The 15,516-nt window shown below is 46.2% G+C and carries 9 protein-coding genes and 4 pseudogenes; 9 read left to right on the forward strand and 4 right to left on the reverse strand.

Features of this window, described 5'->3' with window-relative positions; all coding sequences use genetic code 11:
• Positions 1-68 precede the first annotated feature (68 nt).
• Positions 69-743: a PEP-CTERM sorting domain-containing protein gene (locus tag QT990_RS25930; RefSeq protein WP_333144012.1), complete on the reverse strand. Its 675-nt coding sequence runs from the start codon at positions 741-743 to the stop codon at positions 69-71.
• 506 nt (positions 744-1,249) lie between these two features.
• Between QT990_RS25930 and QT990_RS25935 the strand changes: the two genes are divergently transcribed.
• From QT990_RS25935 to iscB (QT990_RS25950), 4 genes and pseudogenes are all read left to right on the forward strand, one after another.
• On the forward strand, positions 1,250-2,302 hold the full coding sequence (locus tag QT990_RS25935; protein ID WP_015178266.1) for a Gfo/Idh/MocA family protein: 1,053 nt from the start codon (positions 1,250-1,252) through the stop codon (positions 2,300-2,302).
• A 384-nt stretch (positions 2,303-2,686) separates the two neighbouring features.
• Positions 2,687-3,217 (forward strand): annotated as a pseudogene (iscB, locus tag QT990_RS25940) (RNA-guided endonuclease IscB); the annotation flags it as partial.
• A gap of 704 nt (positions 3,218-3,921) precedes the next feature.
• Positions 3,922-5,688 carry a group II intron reverse transcriptase/maturase gene (gene ltrA, locus QT990_RS25945; protein WP_333465924.1) on the forward strand — a complete coding sequence of 589 codons (1,767 nt, stop codon included), beginning with the start codon at positions 3,922-3,924 and terminating at the stop codon, positions 5,686-5,688.
• 135 nt (positions 5,689-5,823) lie between these two features.
• Positions 5,824-6,567: pseudogene (gene iscB / locus QT990_RS25950) on the forward strand (RNA-guided endonuclease IscB); the annotation flags it as partial.
• A gap of 409 nt (positions 6,568-6,976) precedes the next feature.
• On the opposite strand, the gene QT990_RS25955 reads toward iscB (QT990_RS25950), so the two are convergent.
• Together QT990_RS25955 and QT990_RS25960 are read right to left on the reverse strand one after the other, a co-directional pair.
• A complete protein-coding gene (locus QT990_RS25955; RefSeq protein ID WP_333144014.1) occupies positions 6,977-7,963 on the reverse strand; it encodes a GDSL-type esterase/lipase family protein in 987 nt (328 codons plus the stop codon).
• Positions 7,964-8,614: 651 nt separating this feature from the next.
• Positions 8,615-8,722: pseudogene (locus tag QT990_RS25960) on the reverse strand (zinc ribbon domain-containing protein); the annotation flags it as partial.
• 114 nt (positions 8,723-8,836) lie between these two features.
• On the opposite strand from QT990_RS25960, the gene QT990_RS25965 reads away from it, so the two are divergent.
• Together QT990_RS25965 and QT990_RS25970 are read left to right on the forward strand one after the other, a co-directional pair.
• Positions 8,837-9,559 (forward strand): transposase, encoded by a 723-nt coding sequence (locus tag QT990_RS25965; protein WP_333144015.1) that lies wholly within the window; start codon positions 8,837-8,839, stop codon positions 9,557-9,559.
• Positions 9,560-9,602: 43 nt separating this feature from the next.
• Complete coding sequence (locus tag QT990_RS25970; protein WP_333144028.1) at positions 9,603-10,052, forward strand: transposase; 450 nt, start codon at positions 9,603-9,605, stop codon at positions 10,050-10,052.
• 16 nt (positions 10,053-10,068) lie between these two features.
• Here the strand turns inward: QT990_RS25970 and QT990_RS25975 are convergent.
• Positions 10,069-10,200: pseudogene (locus tag QT990_RS25975) on the reverse strand (helix-turn-helix domain-containing protein); the annotation flags it as partial.
• Positions 10,201-10,416: 216 nt separating this feature from the next.
• On the opposite strand from QT990_RS25975, the gene btpA reads away from it, so the two are divergent.
• The 3 genes from btpA (at position 10,417) to QT990_RS25990 (ending at position 15,052) form a co-directional block, all read left to right on the forward strand.
• Positions 10,417-11,304, forward strand: coding sequence for a photosystem I biogenesis protein BtpA (gene btpA, locus QT990_RS25980; RefSeq protein ID WP_333104508.1), 888 nt, complete (start codon positions 10,417-10,419; stop codon positions 11,302-11,304).
• Between the two features lie 212 nt (positions 11,305-11,516).
• The gene (locus QT990_RS25985) at positions 11,517-12,440 is read left to right on the forward strand and encodes a vitamin K epoxide reductase family protein (RefSeq protein ID WP_333144016.1); all 924 of its coding nucleotides are present in this window, start codon (positions 11,517-11,519) and stop codon (positions 12,438-12,440) included.
• Positions 12,441-12,916: 476 nt separating this feature from the next.
• Positions 12,917-15,052, forward strand: coding sequence for a CHASE2 domain-containing protein (locus tag QT990_RS25990; RefSeq protein ID WP_445300666.1), 2,136 nt, complete (start codon positions 12,917-12,919; stop codon positions 15,050-15,052).
• Positions 15,053-15,516: the final 464 nt, after the last annotated feature.

Consider the following 15,516-nt stretch of genomic DNA (forward strand, 5'->3'; position numbering starts at 1 on the left):
AAATGCAATTAAGTCTTAACTTGTTACCAATGCTTCTGACTGCTTAATTGTTAAGGTGCGATCGCACTTCAAGCTGCCATTTTTTTCTTGTGTTTTAACCAGCTTAAACCTGCCAATGCTAAAGCAGTCCCTGCAGCGGTGATTGGTTCGGGAACTGGTTCGGCTTCGGTCTTCATTAGGTCGTAGGAAACAGAGATATCTGAAGCTATCACTTTGTCAACTAGATTTACACTGCCTGGGTTTATGCCTATACTATATAGCTCCCTATACCCCGTGAAAACAGATATCCACCTATAAGAGAACTCCTCGACCGAAGCTATAGACCAAGATGCGTTACCCTGATACTTGACGTAAAAAGGTCCATATGGTTCGTCTGGAGGAATAATTATTTCTCTCGTCGCAGTGTCCTCACCGCGTGCTTGCAGTCCGCGAAAATCGCCTTGATAAAATAAAGCTGTAGCCCCTGCCAAATTGTAGTAGTTTTTGCCTTCTAGTCCCAGATAGTTAACAATGAGAGAAGGGTTGAATCTTCCCTCGGAAACTGCAACTTGTTCCAATCCTATCCCTGTAAGCGAGGAGTTATTCACCTTGAAAAAACCGTTACCTAGACTATGTGCCATATTGAAAGAGTAGGTGAGGACGGCTGCTTGTGCTTGGTCTACTCCTGCTAATGACAGCGCTGCACAACTTAAAATTGTGCTAGCGATCGCACTTCCTAATCTGAGCCTTTGTTTTTGACACATTGTTTTTTATTAAGCTTTACGTAAGTCTAGTTTATTTGAGTGAGCGATCGCCCGTAATTATCCGCATTCTTAAAGTAAATTTTTTTGAATTCCAAGATTGCGGAATGTAAATAACCGAAGTAATACGGATAAGTCATCTGTTGTATTTGTATAATTTATTACTTTCACTATTACTTTTGAACAGAAACCAGAAAAATGTTTGATCGTAATCGCCAAATATTTCGACGGGTTTGTGTTGTTGCGATGCTGCGGACGATCGTCCCAAGGCTGATACACATTTAATAGATTTTGTCAATACGCAATTTCCAGACCTTTTGTCCCAGTATTCGGCCCTTGTGTATGATTCGCTTCTGCTTAATGGCCTGATGCGATAATCGCAACTGAACTTAGAAATTCTTCACAAATAGTTTGACTGTGGTACTATCTGGATGGCTGTGAGTAGCTGAGGGAAGCCAAGGGGCTTGATTCCTGTGGTGGTGGAGGAGAATCCAGGAGTGCTAGATAGGATGTCATTGGGATACGCAAACGTTTTCGCCCAGCGAAGTCAACCCGAACCCCTCCGCATTGGGGTGATTGGGGTTGGCAATATGGGCCAGCATCACACGCGAGTTCTGAGCTTGCTAAAAGATATCGAACTCGTCGGTGTTGCAGACATAAATGTAGAGCGGGGAATAGATGTAGCAAGCAAATACCGGGTTCGCTTCTTTGAAGACTACCGAGATTTGCTCGCCCACGTAGATGCAGTTTGCGTCGCCGTTCCAACTCGCCTGCATCACCCTGTGGGGATGTCTTGTCTCCAAGCGGGTGTTCACGTTTTAATTGAAAAGCCGATCGCGGCTAGCATTGCCGAAGCCGAATCTTTGGTCAACGCGGCTGCTGAGGCCCACCGGATTTTACAAGTGGGTCACATCGAGCGCTTCAATCCAGCTTTTCAGGAACTTGGCAAAGTGCTGAAAACTGAAGAGTTACTGGCATTGGAAGCTCACCGGATGAGTCCCTATTCCCAGCGGGCTAACGACGTATCGGTAGTTTTGGATTTAATGATCCACGACATCGACTTGCTTTTGGAATTGGCAGATTCCCAAGTGGTGAAGCTGACCGCCAGCGGCAGCAGGGCCTCAGATTCAGGTTATTTAGACTACGTGACAGCGACGTTGAACTTTGCTAACGGCATTGTCGCCACCCTGACTGCCAGTAAGGTGACGCACCGCAAACTCCGTTCAATCGTGGCTCACTGCAAGAATTCTCTGACAGAGGCAGATTTTCTCAACAACGAAATCTTGATTCACCGGCAAACAACCGCCAATTACGTGACGGATTACGGTCAGGTGCTTTACCGTCAAGATGGGTTGATCGAGAAAGTTTACACCAGCAATATTGAACCGCTCCACGCAGAATTGGAGCATTTTATTAATTGCGTGCGGGGTGGAAATCAGCCTTCTGTGGGAGGAGAACAAGCTCTCAAAGCTCTGCGGCTTGCGAGTTCGATCGAGCAAATGGCTCTCGACGGTCAAGCTTGGTATCCGAAAGAGCTAGAGTCTACTTTGCAAGTTAGCTAAATCGAGACAAATCGTGTCGTTTCCGGGTGCTTTTACAGTTCGGGTTTGTTGTTCGTTGAAGACGGTAACTGTTCCCATGCAACCGGATTCGATGTCAGTCGATTTGAGATTGGACAATTCGGCGTCAGGAACCCCATAGCGAAAGCTAGGGGCTTATAGACTGTCCGGCTCTTCGAGCGGGATGGAACAAGCCAAACCTTCCCCTGGCTAAGTCCTTTGAGGACTCCGTTTTGTGAGTCATGACACCAACGAATGCGTAGCCAGTTCGTTGCCCTGTCGCTAAAAGTTAAACAGTTCTAACGGGTTAAGACAGTGCTTTTAGCCGAACAAGCTCATTAAACATTGCCGAGGCTAACATTACACGCAAGTAGAAGAGACGCAAAAATGTCTAATTTTATTTTTGTTAGAGACACTAAAGGGCGACCGCTATCACCCTGTCAACCAGGAGTAGGGCGCTCATTACTTAACGCAGGTAAAGCATCTGTTTTCAGGCGATTTCCCTTTACGATAATTTTGAACAAAGAGGTTGACGCAAGTCCTAAGCCGTTAGAACTCAAACTCGATCCAGGTTCTAAAACTACTGGTATTGCCCTCCAGCAGAGCGACAAGATAATCTTTGGAGCCGAACTACAACATCGAGGACAACAAATTAAAGAAGCATTGCTGTCTCGTCGCCAACTCAGGCGAGGAAGACGCAATCGCAAAACTCGGTATCGTCAGGCACGATTCCTCAATCGCACCCGTCCTGATGGTTGGCTAGCTCCATCCTTACAGCATCGGGTCGAAACAACACTCACATGGGTTCGCAAGTTGATTCGATTTGCACCCATTGCCAGCATTGTTCAAGAGCTAGTGCGATTCGATTTGCAACTAATGCAAAACCCTGAAATCTCAGGTGTTATGTATCAGCAAGGAGTGCGATTCGTTTCTCCGAAAATGGAAGGTTTAGCCGCCTGAAGTGTATGGAGAGCAAGGCTCTCAGTCTATTGTATTGACTGAAACTAAGAACCTTGACAACTTAATGACCATGTAGGTGAGTCCCTGCTGAGCCAAAAGCAAAGATAGCAGGTTGGAGATAAGCCATAACAAGTTGACCTCCATAATAACAAGTCCTACCGCTTAGGTGCTGAGTTGAAAGCGCTACCCAAGCCCATCAGACTAGCAATCCGACAGGTAATTCGTGCAAGGGGTAGTAAAAATGAGGGTAAGCCAGGAGTCTGCCTGATAATCCCCTCTAGCAAGAGATTATGAGCAGCGTACAGCGAAGGTGCTACTAACCATCGTTAGGTATAACCAGTGAAAACAGACTGAAGCCATGAGGCAACACTGGGAGTGACAAAAGTCCATAGGTTTAAGGGAGCTAAACGGGTACCTTGTCGTTTAGCAAGCACTTCCCACAACCTCGGTGGATAGCACCGCTCTAAAATCTCAAACAAATGGTCATTAGGAACGAAGTAACTTTTATATATCTCTCAGTGAGGTCGATACCTGAGCAGGTTGCTAACCGCATGATATGTAAAAGTGGGATTGTGAAAGAAGCTAAAGCCCTCGCGTAATAGGAGGGATACGCAGACGTTCACACATTGATTTGGAAGATAGAGTTGTGATTCAGAGTTCAAATGTCTAATACAGAGTCAATCAAGACAACTGTGGAATGGGAGATAACCGACTGGCGAAAGCTAGAGCGGACAGTCTTCAAGCTCCAAAAGCGAATCTATCAAGCCTCTCAACGTGGAGAGAATCGAACAGTCCGCAGGCTGCAAAAAACGTTGATGAAGTCGAAGTCGGCTAGAATGCTAGCCGTGCGAAGGGTGACTCAGGAAAATCAGGGCAAGAAAACGGCAGGCGTAGACGGGGTAAGTAGTCTAACCCCCAAGCAACGTATGGCACTTGCAAACCAACTGAGGCAATTAAATTACTCCTACAAAGCAAAACCAGTCCGAAGAGTTTGGATTGACAAACCTGGAAGGACAGAAAAACGCCCATTAGGAATCCCTACAATGCACGATAGGGCATCCCAAGCCTTAGTAAAAGCTGCTCTAGAGCCAGAATGGGAAGCTAAGTTTGAACCTAATAGCTACGGCTTCCGACCAGGGCGCTCATGTCATGATGCGATAGAAGCAATATATGCCAGCATCAACAAAAAACCAAAATGGGTACTTGATGCTGATATAGCTAAATGCTTCGACCGAATCAACCACGAGGCACTGCTGAAAAAACTGAATACATCCCCCACCATAAGACGCCTAATCAAGTGCGGGTTGAAAGCGGGGGTGATTGACTGGAGCGGATACGCTAACCGCAAGCAAAAGAAAGTAACCAGCCAAACACTTGAGGGAACACCACAAGGAGGCGTGATATCGCCACTACTGGCAAATATTGCCCTACACGGGTTAGAGAAGAGGCTACTCCAATACATAGAAACCATCACTCTCAGATATCCCAATGGTAAAACAATGGGTAAAAAGGATAAAAGGTCATCCCTTGGAGTAGTCAGATATGCCGATGATTTTGTGGTTTTACATGAAGATATAGCAATCGTCCAAAAGTGTCAGCAGATTACAGTAGACTGGCTAAAAGACATGAGTTTGGAATTAAAACCCGAAAAGACGCCAATCACACATACCCTGAACACAACAACAGGGTTTAATTTCCTTGGGTTTAATATCAGACAATTCGAGGTAGGAAGAAATGCGTCAAAGCGCGGTTATAAAACCATCATCACCCCATCCAAAGAGGCGCTAAAGTTGCAGACATCAAAAATAGGCATCATCATAGAAGGACATAAGAATGCTCCCAAAGCAGCCTTAATATCTAGACTAAACCCGGTCATAAGGGGGTGGTGTAACTATTACAGAGGACAGTCAAGCAAAGATACATTCCAAAAAGCTGACTTCATCACTTACAAGCAACTCAGAGGATGGGCTAGTTGCCGTCATAAACGTCATAGTGGTAAATCCTCAAAAGAATGGAAGTCAATAGATAACAGGAAGTGGGTATTTGCTACTCAAGAGGGTTTATTCCTCATAAATCACTCAGACACAAAGGTTGTCCGCCACACAAAAGTTGAGGGCGTTAAGAGTCCATACGACGGTGACTGGATATATTGGAGCGCCCGAAAGGGAGACTACCCTGGAGTGAAAAAGCAACTATCCGAGTTGCTAAAAATACAGGGCGGAAAATGCGAATATTGCCGATTATACTTCAGTCCTGACTCGCTTGCCGAAATTCATCACAAAGATAGCAATCACAAAAACAACAAGCGGGATAATCTGGGCTTAGTACATAAACACTGTCACGACCAACTCCACGCCAAATCTCGGCTAACCAAAGCCGATAGGGATATAAGTATTATCGAGGAATGGATTGATGACCACCCTTTTTAATCCCCTAACCCCCCAACAGAAGGGAACGAGGTTCACATGACAAGTGCCAAATCAGTGAGGAGCTGGATGAGGCGAAAGTCTCACGTCCAGTTTTGCAAGAGAGTTCGGGGAAGTGATTCCCCGTTCGACTCTAACGAATTGCAGGGTTACGAAGTCCGGCAGTATCTCTTGGCAAAATGGAATCGGCAGTGCGCTTATTGCTCGGTTGAAAATGTACCGTTTGAGATTGAACACATTCAAGCTAAGTCAAGAGGTGGTTCTGACAGAGTTTCCAATTTGACGCTTGCTTGTCACGATTGCAATCAAAAGAAAGGTAATCAGGATGTTCGGGCATTTCTAGCGACTAAACCCGACGTGCTAAACCGCATCCTCAAACAGGCAAAACTACCACTCAAAGATGCTGCAGCAGTCAACTCAACCCGATGGGGGTTGTTCAATGCACTTAAAGAGACGGGATTACCTGTCACTACTGGTACGGGCGGGCAAACTAAGTTCAATCGCAATCGATTAGGGTTGCCCAAATCGCACTGGCTTGATGCTGCGTGTGTAGCTAACTTTGACACACTCGAAGTCTTAACCTCAAAGCCGTTACTGATTACAGCAAAAGGGCATGGGACACGACAGATGTGCGGTACCAATAGGTATGGCTTTCCTACTCGGCACAAATCCAGAGTGCAAATCCACAAAGGGTTTCAGACTGGCGATATTGTCAGTGCAACCGTTACCGCAGGGAAGAAAATCGGCTGCTATGTAGGGCGGGTTCTCTGCGGTGCTTCAGGTAGTTTTGATATCGCAACCAAGTCTGAAAGAGTCGCAGGTATTGGTTATAAATATTGCAGTCCAATTCACAAAAAAGATGGCTATAGCTACGCATTTTGAAGAAAGTAACTTCAAGGCGACTGAAGTCGCTACCGCTTTCCTACCCAAGTCGGTCGCCAGGGGCTTCTCGCTCGTTTTTTGGTGAGAAGTTCGGCGAGCGCGTGCGTCGAGTTGCGCTCAGTCGAACGATTTTAGACTTTAGATCGACCAAAAGCATCCAGGATATAAGCCCCCGGATTCATTCCGAAAGCAGACTCAGGACCGGTGAAATAAACAACCTGTATCCGATGAAACTTGCCCCCGAATTTATCTCGCGCAAGTCAATGCTTCAATTCTAAAATCTAAAATCTAAAATCTAAAATCTAAAATCGATTGACTCTGCAGATGAGTCTGGGGGCTTGAACTAAGGTTTCAACTTTTTTGCTCTCGACAACAGGAGTCGTGGGCAAGTATCCGTCTTTAGGTGAAGTCACGATTTATGCCAAAAAAGAGCGGCTATTTGATGACTGATGATTTTGCTAACTAGCTGATTTCCTTGAGGACTCAGGTGAATGCTGTCTCGATACAAAGTTGGAAATTCGGCCGCACAATTGAAAATGGGAAGAAAATCTATGTAAGTAATTTTCTCTGTTTCTACGAGTTCGGCGAGACGCGCTCTAGCTTTGACTTCCCAGTCGCGAGGGCCTGGGCCGCCGAGTTCGCCCCGCTTGGGCGTGACGGCTAGCAAAAACTCGATGTTGGCGGATACAGCTATTTTATGGATTTGGCGAATAGCCTCTAAGTTGCAGCCTACTACATCGCCGCTTGTGGCTTCGGGTGCTGCCAATTGAGGAGTCGGCACAGCAGGTAGCAGGTAGCGGCTCAATAACTCTAGCGTAGCCGATCGGGGTTTGTGATCCGGGTAAGATCGATCGCGCCCCACAACCAGATCACAAGGAGCCGATGCAAACAAATCGTCCGTATTGAGCAGCAAAACCAAAGCCTTTGCCCCAAAAACACCGAACCGCTTGGCGTAAGCAAGTTGATTCCTCGGCCCCCAAGAATTGGCTGAGGCATTGAGAACTTCAAAATTTAAATAGTTGACTTTTGAACCTAATTGTGCATCGCTCGCCAGATGCTGTACTTGCAGTCTCAAATTCCGAGCCATAATTTCCGAGATCGTATCTGTCTGATGTGTCCACCAACCGCCGTTGGCGACAGAATCTCCCAACAGCAAGACGCGCAGAGTTTCAGGAGGGGCGATCGGGGCGATCGCTCCTGTACGCATCGAATACTCGTTAATCTCAATCCGGTTGCCCAAGCGGCGCACCTTTTGGTTGGGCGCCAACAAATAGCCGCACTCGGCATCGGCAATGTAAATCAAGGGATTGCCAAAACCCAGCAGCACCCGCAGCAGCACTTCGATTGCCGCCCCCAATCCTGCGGTGACAGCCAAAATTATGAGAACAACTTTCACCACTTAACCTCGATAGAGAAGGAAAAACCCCTGCCGACACCAAGGTATAAAAAAGAATGCAACTGCAGTCAAGCTTTCAACCCCGATTGTAGTCAGTCGATTTGAGATTAAAGATTAAAGATTAAAGCATTGACTCCACAGATGAATCTGGGACAGATCCGTGATGTCTAAAATTTTTTGCTGTCGGCGACTTTTGTCTTCTAGCTGTTTATCCGTCTTTGAGTCAGGTAAGTAGTAGGTGGCAATTGCAAAATCTAAAATCTAAAATCTAAAATCTAAAATGGCATGGCTTCGGGCTTTTACCGACCTGACCGCGCGATCGAGTCATCCGAATCGCCCCCGTGGATTTGACGTACTCCCCGGCAGACCAGCGCGGGGATTCTTAAAGGCTGCTTGAGGGTGGGCCGGGGCCACACCCTCAAGCTTTCTTCTTCTTGCTTCCGCGACTCTTAACTAGACCGTTGCCAGTCCCCGTCAGACCGTCTCCACAAGCATTTTCTTTAATAGACCTCTTGCAAAAGTCCTTTTCATAAATTTATTGGACGGGCTCTTCGGCCCATCCCACAAGAAAAAATAACTCTTGTGGGATGGACCGAAGAGCCCGTCCTAGTTATTTTTGCAAGAGGTCTAATGTCCAAGAAGCGTCCCTCCTCAGACAATCCTTGAAAAGCGGATAACTTGAGCTGCTGCTACGTCTCTATGCGTCGTGTAACCACACTCAGGGCATTGGTGGAGTCTTTCTTTAAGCTCCTTTTTACCGAAAAATTGGGTTTAAAGCCCCGTCCTTGGCTTGACGGCTTTCTCTTTAAATACTATAGCTTAAGAAGCGATGCAACGTTTTTTAAGCTATAGTAAATAGAGGAGGTGATGCAAGTGTTTAGTCTGACATACGAATACAAACTCAAACCCACATCAGCCCAAGTTGCCCGATTTGAAGACTGGCTCGAACAATGTCGGCGCGTCTACAACTATGCATTAGCCGAACGCAAAGATTGGTTTAAATCTCGTAGCTGTCAGATAAATGCTTGTTCTCTCCAGTCCGAATACATCATTCCAGCAGAAACCAAACGCCCTACTTATGCCAGTCAATGCAAGACATTAACAGCCTATAGGAAAACTTCTGGCAACCTACAGCGAGTGCAATCTCAAGTTCTACAACAGACGCTTCGTCGGTTAGAACAAGCATTCGTCAGTATGTGGGAGCAAGGACATGGTTTCCCTCGATTCAAGAAGAGTGGAACCATGCGCTCTTTCGTTTTTCCTCAAGTTGGGATAGATGCCGTAAGAGATGGCGCTATCAAGCTACCTGTAATTGGCTGGCTCAAGTTGCGCCAATCGCGTTCTATTCCTGATAGCGCCAAGCTAAAACAGGTTCGGATAGTCAGACGTGCTAGCGGATGGTTTGCCATGTTGACATTGCAGTGGGATGTATCCGTTCCAGATGTCATGCCACATGGCGAAGCGCTTGGAGTAGACGTTGGAATCAGTCACTTTGCTGCGGTTTCTAACGGTAAGTTGTTCCCCAATCCCAGACCTTTCAATTCGCTCGAACGCAAGCTTAGATTACTGCAACAGAGAGTACCCTTGAAAAGTTAAGGGGTCGAATAACCGCAAGAAAGCGCAAGTTAAAGTCAGCAAACTGCACGAACGAATTGCAAATACTCGGAAAAACTACTACTGGCTCGTAGCTCACAATCTCTGCGATTGGGCGGGGATGATATTTGTGGAAGATTTGAAACTTAAAGGTCTAGTGCGAGGCTTCTTAGGGAAGCACTGCTTAGACGCTGGATGGGGACAATTTTTTCAAGTATTAGAGCAGTGCTGTCGCAAACGCGGAGTGTTCTTTCTTAATGTTGACAGCAAGAAAACCAGTCAGATATGTCCTAACTGCTTAGTCGAGACGGGCAAGAAAGCGCTATCCGAGCGTATTCATTCGTGCCAACATTGTGGCTATAGGACGGATAGAGACGTTGCAGCCGCTCAAGTAGTTCTCATTCGAGGACTTGCAGCCGTGGGACACACGGTCAAGATGCTTTCTGAGGGTAAAGCGATTGCGCTCCCGGCGATGAAAGAATCCCCGTCCTTATAGGGCGGGGAGTGTCAAGAGAGTTGATCCAGTCCTTGCGTTCCCGCAAAGCGTAGTTCCAAACCTTGCGACAAACCATTAGAACCCGCTCAATTTCTTGAGCTTGCTCTGCAGTTGGCTTCAATTTGTACTCGTAATTAAGGTTTAACATTGCTCGTTTTCCCTGGATCTACAAAATAGAGTAGGCTTTTGTAGAGTCAACGACAAGCAAAGCAATGCAAGGTAACTTGCAGGCTAAAGCCTGCCTCTAGCTTTCATCCCCGGTCTAAAGACACGGGGTTCTCAGCATATTTGCTATAGAATTCTAGAATATACCGTCAAAATCCGCCGTCAGCCGTCAGTGAACTTGGTGGTTTCAGGAAAATCCGTGGACTTAAAACAAATATTCAAAACGCCGAATCCCATAATCGGTGTCGTACATTTACAGCCTTTGCCAACTTCTCCCCGCTGGGGCGGAAACCTCAAAGCTATTATCGGAAGAGCCGAGCAAGAGGCTACAGCGCTGGCTTCTGGTGGCGCAAACGGTATCATTGTCGAGAACTTTTTCGACGCTCCTTTTGCCAAAGACAGCGTAGATCCGGCTGTGGTAAGTGCCATGACTCTGGTAGTCGAGAGGCTAACAAATCTCGTGACGCTGCCGATCGGCGTTAACGTGCTGCGAAACGACGCCCACAGCGCGATCGCCATCGCCTCCTGCACAGGAGCTCAATTCATCCGCGTCAACGTCCTCAACGGCATCATGGCTACAGACCAAGGCTTAATTGAAGGCCAAGCTCACCAGCTACTGCGCTACCGCCGGGAATTGGGCAGCGATGTCAAAATATTAGCAGACGTGTTAGTCAAGCACGGGCGACCCCTAGGCAGCCCCAACTTGACCACAGCCGTCCAAGAGACGATCGGGCGAGCTTTAGCCGACGCCGTAATCCTTTCCGGCTGGACAACTGGTAGCCCTCCCAATCTCGAAGACTTAGAACTCGCGAGTGCTGCTGCTGCAGGAATTCCAGTTTTCATCGGCAGCGGCGCCTCGTGGGAAAACATTTCCACCCTCATGCAGGCCGCTGACGGCGTAATCGTATCGAGTTCCCTGAAGCGAAACGGCCGCATCGAGCAGCCTATAGATCCGATCCGCGTCAGTCAGTTTGTAGAAGCCGCCCGCCGCAGCTTGTCACAGAAAGATCCCGAACAGGAAAATAGAGATGCTAATGGCTCAAGAGGGCCAACACCGGAACCGGGCAAAGTCACAAGTAAAACGTAAAATAGGAATTGTTGACTGTTGACTCTTGGCAGTAGTCAGTTGGCAGTTGGCAGTAGTCAGTAGTCATCAGTTATCAGTCATCAGTCATTAGTTAACAATTAACAGTCATTAGTCAACAGTCAACAGTCAACAGTCAACAGTCAACAGTCAACAGTCATTAGTCAAGAGTCAACAGTCAACAATTCCCAATTCCCAAATTACCAAATCAAAAAATGATTCGCCGACGTTCAACCCCTTGGATTCATCGCTGGTCTAGGACTGTGATGGCAGCGATCGCAGCCATAGGCGTCGTAGAAACGGCCTATCTCACGATCGCTAAATTCACGAATGGCTCGGTCATTTGTCCCACCAGCGGCTGCGACAAAGTTCTCAACAGTCCCTACGCCACAGTCTTTGGCACAGTGCCTTTAAGTTTGTTAGGCTGTCTGGCTTACCTGAGCATAGCAATCCTGGCATTGGCTCCCAAAGCTGTAAATCCCGCCACCAATAAAGGACTGCACTCTCAACTCGAAAAAAACACTTGGCAAGCGCTATTTATCATCACCGCTGCGATGGTAATTTTCAGCAGCTATTTGATGTATTTGATGGCTTTTGAAATTCAGGATCTGTGCATTTACTGCGTCACTTCTGCCTTATTTGCGCTGTCGCTGTTTGTCCTGGTGCTAGTCGGGCGCGAGTGGGAAGATATCGGACAGTTGGTGTTTACAGGCATTTTGGTGGCAATGGTGAGTTCTATCGGCGCCTTGGGACTTTATAACAGCGTCAAGTCACCTCCTCCTATTGTCTCTACCCCCGGAATTGCACCCCCTGCCGTCACTACCACCTCCGGCCCGGCACAAATTGCTTTGGCCCGCCACCTCCGACAAATCGGCGCTAAAGAGTACGGCGCTTACTGGTGTCCCCACTGCCACGACCAAAAAATGCTGTTCGGCAAAGAAGCAGCCAAAATAATAGATTATTTTGAATGCGATCCCAGGGGACAAAATTCCCGCGCTGAAATTTGCCAAGCTGCTGCGGCGAATGTTAAAGGTTTCCCGACTTGGGAGATTAATGGTCAGTTTTACGCGGGGACACAATCTTTGGATAAACTCGCTGATTTATCGGGTTACACGGGTTCCCGCAACTTTCCAAACTAACAGGAAAGTTTGAGATTATAGATGACAGATTTTAGATTAATGGGCAGGAAATATCCTGGTTTTTAACCTAGTTTATAGGTGGCTCGTGCGGCGAAATTAATCTAAAATCTCGCATCTATAATCAATAAAAAAATAGTAAAAATTAGTGAGAACGAAAAAGTTTAAAACAATTTGTGGGTCTCTAGTATTTAGAGCAGCGAATAAATACTAGAACTTTTACATAAAAATGCAAGAAACCGGGTTTCTGCTTCCAGAGTGATTGTTGAAATGACATATTTTGGTTGCGAGACCCGGTTTCTGCTGTTGCATCCCGATCGCACCGAAAAACCAAAAAATTGGATATTCTAAAATCTAAAATCTAAAATCTAAAATCGACTCGCCCGCACCGAAAAACCAAAAAATTGGATATTCTAAAATCTAAAATCTAAAATCGACTGGCCCCGAAGATGTAAAACCTATAGGTAGTAGTAGTTTAGATGCTCAAAGGGCGAGGCCCAAATCCCCAAAATATGCTAAAAACTATCAAAAAATGGGTCGATCGAGAACGCCGAGTATTGATTACTGCGAGTGCCGTTGCTAGTACGGTGATTGTAATGCGCTGGTTCGGATTTTTGCAGGTGTGGGAATGGGCTGCTTTCGACCACTTTGTGCGCTGGCGGCCGGCCGAACCCATTGACTCGCGCATCGTCATTGTAGAAATTAAGGAAGCTGACTTGCAAAAATACGGCTACCCAATTTCGGATGCTGCCTTGGCCCAATTGCTGCAAAAATTGCACGCTGGCAAGCCGCGGGCGATCGGCCTCGACATTTACCGAGATTTGCCAACTCAACCGGGTAACGCCGAATTGCTCAAAACTTTTAAAACTATTCCCAACTTAATCGGCATTGAGTTGATGCCAGACGAAACTAGGTTAGGAGTTCGCCCGCCTCCGGTACTTGACAAGCTCGATCGAATCGGTTTCAACAACGTTGTTATCGATGCTGACTCAAAAGTGCGGCGAACTTTGCTCTACGCTTGGCCCGGAGACGGCAAAACTCATCAAAGTTTCGCACTCAGACTGGCTTTGCTTTACCTCAAAAGCGAAGGGATTTCCCCTCAACGAGCCAGAGTCAATCCTAAATACTTGCAGTTAGGCAAGGGGGTTTTTCGGCCTTTTCAACCGAATGACGGTGCTTACGTTCGATCGGACAGCCGTGGCTATCAAATTTTGACCAACCTGCGCGGCCCGCGAGGCAGTTTTCGCACTGCATCGATGGGCGATGTGCTTTCTGGCAAAGTACCTGCTGATTTTGTACGATCGCGCATTGTCTTGATCGGCTCCAATGCCCCCAGCCTCAAAGACTTTTACCAAAATTCTTACAGTTCCGGTTGGTTTGGTCCTCCCCAGCAAATACCGGGAGTTGAGCTTCAGGCTCATTTCTTGAGCCAAATTTTGAGTGCAGCCCTGGACGGGCGCGCGGGTATCAATGTCTGGCCAGAGGCTGCGGAGTTGCTGTGGATTTTACTGTGGTCTTGGGCGGGAGCAAATGTGAGTTGGAATTTGCGATCGCTTGGTCGATCGGCTTACTGTTTATTAAGTATCTGTCTAGGTCTGAGTGCCAGTTTATACTTAGCATTTTTAGCAGGTTGGTGGCTACCGTTAATTCCTCCAATCCTCAGTGTTGTGGGTTCTGGTGCTGCTGTTGTGGGTTATCTGGCTCACTTGCAAGAAGAATTAAAACGGTCTAAAGAATTTTTACAATCGCTAATCGATACAATTCCTGACCCCATTTTTGTCAAAGATCGAAATCACCGCTGCGTAGTTTTGAATCAGGCATATTGTCGGTTTATTGGCTATCCTTTAGAAATTTTAACTTGCCGAACCGATTACGATTTATTTCCCCAAGCCGAAGCCGAGATATTTTGGCAGCAAAACGAATTAGTATTTCAAACTCACCAGCCGCGAGAAAATGAAGAATATTTTACTGACGCTCACGGAATTACGCATCTAATTGCGACTAAAAGATCCCTGCATAAAGATGCTGCCGGCAACCTATTTTTAGTCGGAGCAATTAGAGATATTACCGAGCGCCAACTTCGGCAAAATGCCCTAGAACAAAAAAATGCTGAGCTCAGCCACCAAGCTTATCACGATGCTCTTACCGGTTTGCCCAACCGCCAAATGTTCTACGAATGCTTGCATTCCTCTCTAGAAATAGCCTCCAGCAATCAGGAATTGGTAGCTTTACTGTTTTTAGATTTAGATGGATTTAAATCAATCAACGACACTCTCGGACACAATGTGGGCGATTTACTCTTAAAAACAGTTGCCAGTCGGCTCAAAAAATGCTTGCGGGGCAGCGATACCATCTCGCGGTTGGGCGGCGACGAGTTCACAGTCATTTTGCCCGCAATTCCAGGTCGCGAGGAAGCTGCCAAAGTAGCGGAAAAAATTTGCGACGCCATCATGCAGCCTTTTATTTTAGAAGAACATACAGTTTCTGTAACTACAAGTATTGGCATTGGTTTATATCCCATTGACGGTCAAGAGCCAGATATTTTAGTTAAGAATGCCGATGTTGCGATGTATCGTGCTAAGGAACGCGGGAAAAATCAATATCACTTTTATTAATTAAGATTAGTTAAAAACATAATACAACTGTAGGTAAAGTCCCCACCCCGATATTGATAACTCATTTGTAATTATTCAATTTTTTTATTTAAAATCTCAATTATTTCAGACAAAATTTGAGCAATTTTTAGACATCAAACCCTAATTGGGCCGTGAGGGAGATATTATTTCAGGCGTCCCCTGTGCAGATCACTTCAAAAAATAGCTCGCTCCTTAGACTGTAAGCCCTCTAAGCTTTTTGAAACCGTTCCAAAAAATGTCCAAAGTAGTGAAATCTAAAATCACATAATTTAAAAGCCTCTCATCTGTCATCTGTCATTAGATAGATTTAGCAAAAGATAAAACTTATGAGAGCAACTTGCCGTCTCATCTAAATGTTACAAAATATTAAAATAAATCACAACCTGAAACCAAATTCAAGTCGCCAAAAAGCCTTAATATAAAAAAAATTATGTAAACTTACG

Source organism: Microcoleus sp. T3_B1 (assembly GCF_036700445.1).
Taxonomy (GTDB): Bacteria; Cyanobacteriota; Cyanobacteriia; order Cyanobacteriales; family Microcoleaceae; genus Microcoleus.

Coding starts and splice junctions, on each gene's coding strand:
- ltrA (WP_333465924.1), top strand. CDS start 3,922: ATGTCTAATACAGAGTCAATCAAGACAACTGTGGAATGGGAGATAACC.
- QT990_RS25930 (WP_333144012.1), bottom strand. CDS start 743: ATGTGTCAAAAACAAAGGCTCAGATTAGGAAGTGCGATCGCTAGCACA.
- QT990_RS25935 (WP_015178266.1), top strand. CDS start 1,250: ATGTCATTGGGATACGCAAACGTTTTCGCCCAGCGAAGTCAACCCGAA.
- QT990_RS25985 (WP_333144016.1), top strand. CDS start 11,517: ATGATTCGCCGACGTTCAACCCCTTGGATTCATCGCTGGTCTAGGACT.
- QT990_RS25990 (WP_445300666.1), top strand. CDS start 12,917: ATGCTCAAAGGGCGAGGCCCAAATCCCCAAAATATGCTAAAAACTATC.